Source organism: uncultured Chryseobacterium sp., from assembly GCF_913776365.1.
Taxonomy (GTDB): Bacteria; Bacteroidota; Bacteroidia; order Flavobacteriales; family Weeksellaceae; genus Chryseobacterium.
The window spans coordinates 1-9,528 of sequence record NZ_CAJYMO010000054.1; the positions used below are offsets into that span (position 1 = coordinate 1).

6 protein-coding genes are annotated in these 9,528 nt (G+C 49.6%); 4 read left to right on the forward strand and 2 right to left on the reverse strand.

Going from position 1 to position 9,528, the window contains the following annotated elements; all coding sequences use genetic code 11:
- Positions 1-452 precede the first annotated feature (452 nt).
- The 4 genes from QZ735_RS02920 (at position 453) to QZ735_RS02935 (ending at position 7,240) form a co-directional block, all read left to right on the forward strand.
- Positions 453-1,727, forward strand: coding sequence for a TolC family protein (locus QZ735_RS02920; protein WP_294243974.1), 1,275 nt, complete (start codon positions 453-455; stop codon positions 1,725-1,727).
- A gap of 4 nt (positions 1,728-1,731) precedes the next feature.
- Entirely contained in the window at positions 1,732-2,835 is a 1,104-nt protein-coding gene (locus QZ735_RS02925; RefSeq protein ID WP_294243975.1) for an efflux RND transporter periplasmic adaptor subunit, read from the forward strand.
- 99 nt (positions 2,836-2,934) lie between these two features.
- Complete coding sequence (locus tag QZ735_RS02930; RefSeq protein WP_294243976.1) at positions 2,935-6,027, forward strand: CusA/CzcA family heavy metal efflux RND transporter; 3,093 nt, start codon at positions 2,935-2,937, stop codon at positions 6,025-6,027.
- Positions 6,028-6,916: 889 nt separating this feature from the next.
- Positions 6,917-7,240: a translation initiation factor gene (locus QZ735_RS02935; protein ID WP_294243978.1), complete on the forward strand. Its 324-nt coding sequence runs from the start codon at positions 6,917-6,919 to the stop codon at positions 7,238-7,240.
- Between the two features lie 24 nt (positions 7,241-7,264).
- On the opposite strand, the gene QZ735_RS02940 is transcribed toward QZ735_RS02935, so the two are convergent.
- Together QZ735_RS02940 and QZ735_RS02945 are read right to left on the reverse strand one after the other, a co-directional pair.
- On the reverse strand, positions 7,265-8,164 hold the full coding sequence (locus QZ735_RS02940) for a leucine-rich repeat domain-containing protein (protein ID WP_294243980.1): 900 nt from the start codon (positions 8,162-8,164) through the stop codon (positions 7,265-7,267).
- A gap of 56 nt (positions 8,165-8,220) precedes the next feature.
- On the reverse strand, positions 8,221-9,528 hold a 1,308-nt coding region (locus tag QZ735_RS02945), incomplete at its 5' end, for an alkaline phosphatase PhoX (RefSeq protein ID WP_294243982.1).

Consider the following 9,528-nt stretch of genomic DNA (forward strand, 5'->3'; position numbering starts at 1 on the left):
TAAAACCACCCCGTCAAAAATTCCTTGAATTTTCGCCACCCCTCCAAGGATAGGGAATTTGCGGACCTTTGATAATCAACGGTTTAAATATCAATAGAAATGGGCTTTTAGCCCATTTAATTTATAACGCATGACGATCGGCTTCAGCCGAAACCTATCTTGAATTTCGGATGAAGCCGGTTTTTAATGACAGCCATTCCATCCATCGGGCTAAAGCCCGACGCTATTGATGATCAAATCATAACTTATGGATCTTACTATTAAATTCATGTCGACAAAAAGACGATTAATCGTACTGTTAACCGCAAAAAACTTCCGGCTTCCGGCATCCCTCTTCCAGCCTATCCAACCACCTTCTAATCAAACTCTAATGTTGGATTAACCGGATCTTAACCCGGCTTGACATTCCCTCTAATCTGCCGGAAATAACTTTGCAGTCTAAATAGAAGGCTTTGAAGAAAATTATTTTTACGATACTCTGCATTCCGCTTTTCGCCTGTGCTTCCGCGCAGGTGAGCGATACCATTACAATCAGCAGATCCGAAGCGGAGGCCAGATTCCTTGAACGAAATATTGACCTTATCGTCCAAAAACTGGAAATCTCCCAGGCGGAAGCGCAGGTGCTGCAGGCGAAATACTGGCCGAACCCGACCCTGACCGTGGATGAGGTGAACCTCTGGCGGACGTATGACATCGAAGCGCAGCCGGCACTGATCGGCAACTGGGGGAAGAGCTCCCAGGTTTCGGTGCAGGTGGAACAGGTGATTAAAACCGCCGGCAAGCGGAGGAAAAATATCGAGCTGCAGAAAATTGAAGTGGACGGCGAGAAATACGAATGGCAGGAAGTGCTGCGGGAACTGAAAAAGCTGCTCCGCAATACGATGACGAAACTGGCTTACAACCAGGAACTGCAACGCCTGTACGGCAGCCAGATCTCTTCCATTACGAAACTGACGGCCTCCTATAAAAACCAGCTGACCTCCGGGAATATCAGCAAAGCCGAATACATCCGGCTGAAAGCGCAGGAAGTGGAATTCCGGAAAAAGCAGGTTTCCCTGCAACAGGAAGCGGAAGAACAGCAGACGGAACTGAAAGCCCTGCTGATGCTGCCGGCAGACCGTTACATCCTCATTAACGACCCTTTGAAACAGACTCCGGGAGATTTTTCCGAGCTTGATCTTCAACAATGGATCACCGAATCCGCCGAAAACCGGCCCGACATCCTGCTCGCCAGAAACCAGGAGAAGCACGCCCTGAAAAACCTGGAACTGCAGAATGCCCTGAAAACCCCGGACCTTACTTTCTCCGTAGGCTATGACCGCGGCGGGAATATTATGAAAGATTTCATCGGTGTCGGCGTTTCCCTGGACCTGCCCGTCTTCGACCGGAACAAAGGCAATATCCAGGATGCCCGGATCGAAGTCGATAAAACAGGCTATGAAACAAGGAAAAATGTAGTGAAGTCACAGAATGAAATCAGTTCCGTTTATCAGAATTACCTGAGGACCAAAAAGATCTCCGCCGAACTGGACGACGACTATGAAAGTACGCTGGATTCCCTGCTGATCAGCCATGAGAAAAATTTCAGGCTGAGGAACATCAGCATGCTGGAATACATGGATTTCCTGGAAACTTTCATCGACAATAAAACCATCATCCTTGAAACGAAAAAGGAACTGAACGAATATTTTGAAAACCTGCAGTACGTGGTAGGAAAAGACCTTTAAGAAAATGAAAACAAAAAAATATATAGCCGCTTACGGCTTTCCTCTTCTGCTCGCACTTTCGGGCTGCTCAAAGAAAGATCCTGTAGAAAAGAAAGAACCGGCAGCTTACTGCATCAGCCCCGAGCTTAAATCCAATCTGAAACTCGCAACCGTTGCCCTGCAGCCCATCGAAGAGAGCATCACGCTTACCGGCGAAGTGGAAAGCAATTCCGACAAGACCGTTCCGTTCGTGAGCCTGGTGGACGGCGTGGTGACCCAGACCTATTTTTCCCTTGGCGACCATGTTTCCAAAGGCCAGGTATTGGCCAGCGTGAAAAGTGTTTCCCTGAACGAAATGCAGGGTGACACCCAGACTCTGGAAGCCCAGCTCGCCGTAGCCAAAAGAAAGCTCGCCTCGGTAGAAGCCATGTTCAAAGACGATATCGCATCCCAGAAAGACCTGGAAGAAGTACGCTCGGAGGTACAGATCCTGAGATCTAATATTTCCAAGACGCAGAAGAACATGAAGCTGTATTCGGCCGGGAAAAGCGATTTCCTCATCAAGTCACCCGCAGACGGATATGTGATCGAAAAAAACATTTCCAACGGAATGCCGGTTTCGGCGGGCGGCGACAAGCTGTTCACCATATCCAACCTGGATAAGGTCTGGGTGATGGCCAATGTCTATGCCACCAACATGCGCCACATCTACGTCAACCAACCGGCGGTGATCAAAACACTCGCCTATCCCGACGAAAGCTTTACCGGAAAAATCGATGCGGTGTCCCAGGTTTTTAACGAAAATGAAAGGGTACTAAAAGCGAAGATCGTGATGGATAACAACAATATGAAGCTCCGCCCGGGAATGTCCGCAGACATCGTACTGCCAATCAATTCCCAGAATGCAAGCGCCCTCGCCGTTCCGACCAAGGCACTGATCTTCGACAATAACCAGAGCTATGTGCTGGTCTACAAGCAGGATTGCGACCTGGAAGTAAGGCACGTTACCGAAATTGTTTCCAACAACAGCACCACCTATGTAGAAGGTTCACTGAAAGCAGGCGAACGCGTCGTGGCAACCAACGGCCTGATCATTTATGAAAACCTGAAAAACCAAACCGTTAAATAGCGGCTAGCCATTCGCTTCTTGCTATTGGCTTTAAAGCCAGAATTTTAAAATTCAAAAACCCATTGTTAAATTATTTCAAGTACTTAATTCTACCCCATAATGCGAAAATTCGTTCAGAATATTGTCTCCTTCTCCCTTAAAAATTCCCTGATTGTCCTTCTGGGAACTTTTCTGCTGCTGGCCGGAGGCATTTATTCTTACCTCCATACGCCCATCGAGGCCTTTCCGGATGTTACCAATACCCGGGTCCGGGTGATTACCCAATGGCCCGGAAGAAGTGCCGAGGAAATCGAGAAATTTGTTACCCTGCCCATCTCCAAAGAGATGAACACCATCCCAAGCAAGGCTTCGGTGCGTTCCATTTCTTTATTCGGGCTGTCTGTGGTGACGGTGACCTTCGACGACCATGTCGATGATTTTTATGCCCAGCAATATGCCTCCAACCGGCTCGGCAATGTAGACCTGCCCAACGGTGCCGATTTCAGTATCGAGCCGCCGTCCGGGGCCACCGGGGAAATTTACCGGTACATCATCAAAAGCAAGCTGCCGATCAAAGAAGTGACTTCCATCCAGGACTGGGTGATCGAAAGGGAGCTGCTGGCGGTTCCCGGCGTGGCGGATATCGTGAGCTTCGGCGGTGAGGAAAAAATCTATGAGATCAGGATCAACCCTACAGAACTCCAGAATTACGACCTCTCCCCTCTTGACGTCTATGAAGCGGTATCGAGAAGCAATGTAAATGTCGGAGGCGATGTGGTTTCCAAAGGCGACCAGGCCTATGTGGTCCGCGGGATCGGCCTTCTGGAAAGCAAAGCTGACATCGAAAACATACAGATCGAAGTCAAAGGTTCCACCCCAATCCTGGTAAAGCATATTGCGGAGGTGAAAGTTTCGGCCAAGCCGAGATTGGGACAGGTGGGCTACAACAAAGAGGATGACGTAGTGGAAGGCATCGTGATCATGCTCCGCGGTGAAAATCCGAGTGATGTGATCGCCCGGCTGAAAGACCGGATTGCCGGACTCAACGGCGGGGAGCTTCCCGGCGACGTACAAATCGTCCCGATCATCGACCGCACGGAACTGGTGAACACGACTGTGCATACCGTGACCAAAAACCTGATCGAGGGCATCATCCTGGTGTCCATCATCGTTTTCATTTTCCTGTACAATTGGAGGACGACGTTTATTGTGGCGTCGGTGATTCCGCTGGCTTTCCTTTTCGCCTTCATCATGCTGAAAATACAGGGACTCCCGGCCAACCTCATCTCCATGGGCGCGCTGGATTTCGGTCTTTTGCTGGAAGGAACGTTGGTGATTGTCGAGCATGTCTTTGTTGCCCTGGAACATAAAGCCAAAAAAGTGGGCCTTGAGCGGTTCAATAAAATGTCGAAACTGGGGATCATCAAAAAGAGCGCGGGAAGCGTGGCGAGCTACATCTTCTTTGCCCTGCTGATCCTGATTGTTGCGCTGATGCCGATCTTCTCTTTCCAAAAGGTGGAAGGAAAAATGTTTTCGCCGCTGGCCTTTACCTTAGGCTATGCCCTGCTGGGCTCCCTGATCCTGAGCCTGACCTACGTTCCGGCCATGTGCAAGCTCTTGCTGACCAAAAATATCGAAGAGAAAGAAAATATTATTTCCCGGTTTTTCAGGGTGAATGTCTACCGGCTGTATACTTGGGCAGACCGTCACAAAAAAGCGTTCATGATCGGATTCGGTGCTTTGCTGGTGATCTGCGGACTTAAATTTTCCAACTACGGTTCGGAATTCCTGCCCAAGCTGAACGAAGGTGCCATCTATGTACGGGCAACCCTTCCGAACAGCGTCAACCTCGATGAATCGGTAAGGCTGACCAAAGAAATGAAAAAGACCCTGGAAAAGTATGATGAGGTGAAATTCGTGATGACCCAGACCGGCCGTCCCAACGACGGAACCGACCCTACCGGATTTTTCAATATCGAATTCAACATCCAGCTGAAACCGGTGGACGAATGGAAAAATAAAGGTTCCAAAGAAGATCTGCTGGAAAAAATGCGGGTTTCCCTGGAGAAATATCCCGGCATCAATTTCGGGTTCAGCCAGCCCATCCAGGACAATGTGGAGGAATATGTCGCCGGTGTAAAAGCACCGCTGGTGATCAAGATTTTCGGAAACGACCTTTTCGAACTGGAAGATTATGCCAACAAAGTAGCCAGTTCCATAAAAACGGTACCGGGCATTTCGGACGTGAATGTCTTCAAAAACATCGGGCTGCCGGAGCTGAGGATCCAACTGCACGACTCCAAAATGGCCAAATACGGGATTTCCACGGCGGATGCCCAGGCGGTGATCGAAATGACCATCGGCGGCCAGGCTGCCACCAAATTCTATGAGGAAGAACGGATGTTTGATGTCACCCTCCGTTTCGAAAAACAATACCGTGACAATCCGGAGAAAATAGGCAACATCCTGATCCCGACGAAAGACAGTAAAAAAGTTCCGCTGAAGGAAATCGCCACCATCGATTACCATACAGGCCCGTCTTTCATCTACCGTGAAGGCAGCAGCCGGTATATTGGGGTCGGGTTCAATATTGAAGGCCGCGACCTGGGAAGCACGATTGAAGATGCCAAAGCGAAAGTGGCCAAAGACGTGCATATCCCCAAAAAGCACAAGATGACCTGGGCCGGCGAATTCGAGAGTAAAGAAAGGGCTGCAAAACAGCTGATGATGGTGGTTCCGATATCGCTGATCCTGATCCTGATGCTGCTTTACTTCAACTTCGGGAATATGAAAGATACGCTGATCTCATCGGTTACCCTGGCGTTTGCCTTCATCGGCGGGTTTTTATCCCTGTGGTTTACCGGGACCATTTTCGGAATCTCTGCGGGGATCGGCTTTATCATTCTCTTCGGGGTAGCCACCATTGACGGCATCGTCCTGATCGGCGTGATGAAGGAAAACCTGCAGCAGAAAATGCCGTTAAGAAAAGCGATTTCGGAAGGCGTTAAAAGCAGGATCCGGCCGGTGGTGATGATCGCCCTGATGGGCTCGATGGGACTGTTCCCCGCCGCCATCTCCAACGGCATGGGCTCTGAAATCCAGAAACCTTTAGCCATTATGATTGTCGGCGGACTGATTATCTGCATGATCCTTTCGTTTACGATTCTGCCGCTGGTGTTTTATTTTGCCTACCGGAAGAAGTATGCTGATTAATTACCGATTGCCTTTATTTTTTTATTTTTTGTATGCCGGATGCAGTTTGTGTCCGGTATTTTTTTGGTGAATTGCAACATATGCAAATCGTTTAATTTACAGATGCGGCGGATGAGATAGCATACCTACGGCATGCTGATGATTCTGTAAACTTGCTATTCTACACAGATATTATTCCTCCGGAATAGTTTTTCGATCCGCATTGAAAATGGATGCCCATTATTATTGTACAGATCATCTTTCTACGGAATATTATTTTTTGTCGGTCTAAATCAAGAGAAAACGATGATCTTTCCGAATCTATTTCATCTGCTCCGGCGGAGCAGTATCTGTGTAGAAGCGATCCAACGGAAACCGGATTCCATTGAAGTCCTATCTTTTCTTATGGCAGATGTTGAGATAGCATACCTACGGCATGCTGATACTCGTGTATCCCGGTTATGCTACACAGATTCTATTCCTCCGGAATAGTTTTTCGATCCGCATTGAAAATGGATGCCCATTATTATTGCACAGATCATCTTTCTACGGAATATTATTTTTTGTTGGTCTAAATCAAGAGAAAACGATGATCTTTCCGAATCTATTTCATCTGCTCCGGCGGAGCAGTATCTGTGTAGAAGCGACAATCCAACGGAAACCGGACTCCATAGGAGTCCTATCTTTTCTTACGACAGATGTTGAGGTGGCATACCTACGGCATGCTGATAATCGTGTATACCGCTTACGCTACACAGATACTATTCCTCCGGAATAGTTTTTATCAGCATAAAATGAACGGAAACTGCAAATATCAGAACCTAATTTCAGCTGCTCCGGCGGAGCAGTATGTGTGTAGCACTCATGTAATAATGGCCGCGGAATCCGGATTATTTGTTATTTTTGCGGTATGGATTTACGAGACCAACTGAAAAACCTTTTTCCTGAACATGAAGAACAGGATTTCGAGATGCCACAGGAAGAATTTAAGCAAAAAGAGCCGCTGGTATGCAAGTTTGAGAAGAAAGGCCGCAACGGCAAGCCCGTAACGGTGGTGGAAGGCTGGGAAGGCAGCGAAGAAGACCTGAAAAAGATTTCCAAAAAAATAAAGACCACACTGGGAATCGGCGGTTCCGAGAAAGACGGGACGATCATCATCCAGGGCGATAACCGGGACAAGATCATGAGCCTTCTCAAAGACATGGGCTATAAGACCAAAAGGGTGGGCGGATAAAACCGGACCATGCCAGACCATGATTCAGAAGTAGACCGTAGCGCCCGGCAGCATTTTCCTGATTTTTTCAACGGTGGATTTTTCCATCGGGTTGCCGGTCAGCAGCAGGGTTTTCAGGTTCTTCAGCCGGCTGATTTCTTCCGGCAGGTCCTTCAGCCGGTTGTGGGCAAGATTGAGGCTGACCATATTTTTCAGCCCTTTTACCGCCGGCGACAGGGCCTGCAGGGCATTGTTGCTGACATTCAGGAGTTCCAGGTGCTCCAGGCGATAGAGATTCGCAGGAAGTTCCGGAATGGCATTGTGCTGCAGCTCAAGATCCTTCAGCCGCTCCGGGAACCGGAGGTTTCCCATATCGTTGATCTGGTTGGAGGCAAGGTTGAGTGACCTCAGGCCGGTGATGCGGTCCAGCCGCTCTCCGATAAAACTGATCTGATTGCCTTCAAGATTGATCTCCTCCAGGGCCGGAATCTGCAGCAGGGCCTCCGGAAAGACATAGAGGTTATTGGCATCCAGGCGGATGACTTTCAGCTTCTGGAGCTTCGCTACGGCCGGATTGACGCCGGTCAGGCTGTTCAGGTTCAGGGACAGGTTTTCGAGTTTCTGAAGTGTGGCGACGGCATCCGGGATGTACTTGATGCTGTTGCCGGTGAGGTTAAGGATCGTCAGTTCCTTCAGGCCGAAGACCGCTTCGTCAATTTTTTCAAATTTATTTTCCATCAGGTTCAGGAAGAACACCGATTTCAGCTGCGTGATCTCACGGGGAAGGTTGAACATGCCTTTTCCCCGGAAGCTGATGCTGTACACCGGATCTTTGCTTTTCAGCGCTTCGGTGATACCGGTATAGGTCGGGTACTTTACCGGATCAATCTGGGCCTGCAGCTGCAGTACGGAGAGCAGCGCCATGGCGGGTAAGAATTTTTTCATAAACGGAAAAAGCTGCCGGAAACGGAAGCTTCCGGCAGCATAGATGAGGGTACAATTTATTTTTTCAGGAGCTTTACGGTCTGCTGGAAACCTCCTTCCGCTTCGATATTCAGGATGAGTACCCTGGAAGCATTCAGCTGGCTGGTGAAATCCAGATCTGCCGATTTGGTGGTTCCCTGATATTTTTGGGTGAATACTATTTTCCCGTCGATGCTGTACGCGGTTACGGCCAGGTTTTTCAGTCCTTTCGGCGCATTGATCTTCACGATTCCCGAAGTCGGGTTCGGTGCTACGGTTACGGTCGCTTCCGGAGCGGTTTCTATGGAGCCTAACGTTCCGGCGGTGCCGAGGTTGTTTTTAAGGGCTACCACCACCGTTGCGGATTTCCCGCGGTAATCGATGGTATTCCCGGTTGCATCCACATCGGTGGAAATGGTGGAATCCGGATGCTGAACAGAGAAGAACCCGAACTTATGGTCCGGCGTAAAGGTAAGCCCCGTAGGCTCGGATCCCGCCGGCATGGAAGCGAAGAGTTTCACTTTAGGACTGGCCTGGGTATGGTCCGGGGCAATCACCCAGATGTAGTTTTTGCCGCCGTCCTGAAGCACCCACAGGTTTCCGAGCTCATCGAACGTAAGGTTGTCATTCCCGTCGCCCCACGCCTCCGTTTTGGTGCCCTGCGCGGTATCAAAGGTATAGTTGGTGGAAAGTCCGCCCACGAAGGTCTCTACCTGCGACGCCGTCGTCCCGTTGTCCTGGAGACGGTAGACTTTGTTAAGCCCTTTGGCCGTAAAATAGATTTTGCCGTCCAGCGGGCTGATGTCCACATCCTCGATCCCGTTGAAAGAAGTACCGCCGAGGGACTGTGCCAGCGAAGTGGTGCTGTTCTGGTCGGCCTTGGTTTTGTTCGGCACCTGGATCCAGGTGGCGGTAGTGGCCACCGGGTCACCGTTGCTGAGTCCCTGGTCGAGTTTCAGTACATAGAGGTTTCCTGAGGAAAGGTTATTCGGGGTATCCATCACAAATTTGTATACCATGTGCGTTCCGCCGTCTTCCCCGTAATAGGCTACGGTTCCGGCATTGTTGATCACCACATTCTCATGGTTCATGATGCCCATCTGCCAGAGCTTCCCTTTGGACCCGTCTGCATTCTGGGAGATGACCTGGGCTGTTGCCGGATCAATTTCAACCAGCCATCCGTAGTCCCTCAGGCCGTCGCCGTTCACGTCGCTTGACGTTACCGATTCTTCCGCAGTAATCACCGTTCCCCAAGGCGTAATCCCTCCGGAACAGTTCCTGATGGTCTGTACCAGGCTTGGTGCCGAGAAGCTTACCGCCCTGGATCTTGACAGCTGCCACAATTT

Coding starts and splice junctions, on each gene's coding strand:
- QZ735_RS02925 (WP_294243975.1), top strand. CDS start 1,732: ATGAAAACAAAAAAATATATAGCCGCTTACGGCTTTCCTCTTCTGCTC.
- QZ735_RS02930 (WP_294243976.1), top strand. CDS start 2,935: ATGCGAAAATTCGTTCAGAATATTGTCTCCTTCTCCCTTAAAAATTCC.
- QZ735_RS02935 (WP_294243978.1), top strand. CDS start 6,917: ATGGATTTACGAGACCAACTGAAAAACCTTTTTCCTGAACATGAAGAA.
- QZ735_RS02940 (WP_294243980.1), bottom strand. CDS start 8,164: ATGAAAAAATTCTTACCCGCCATGGCGCTGCTCTCCGTACTGCAGCTG.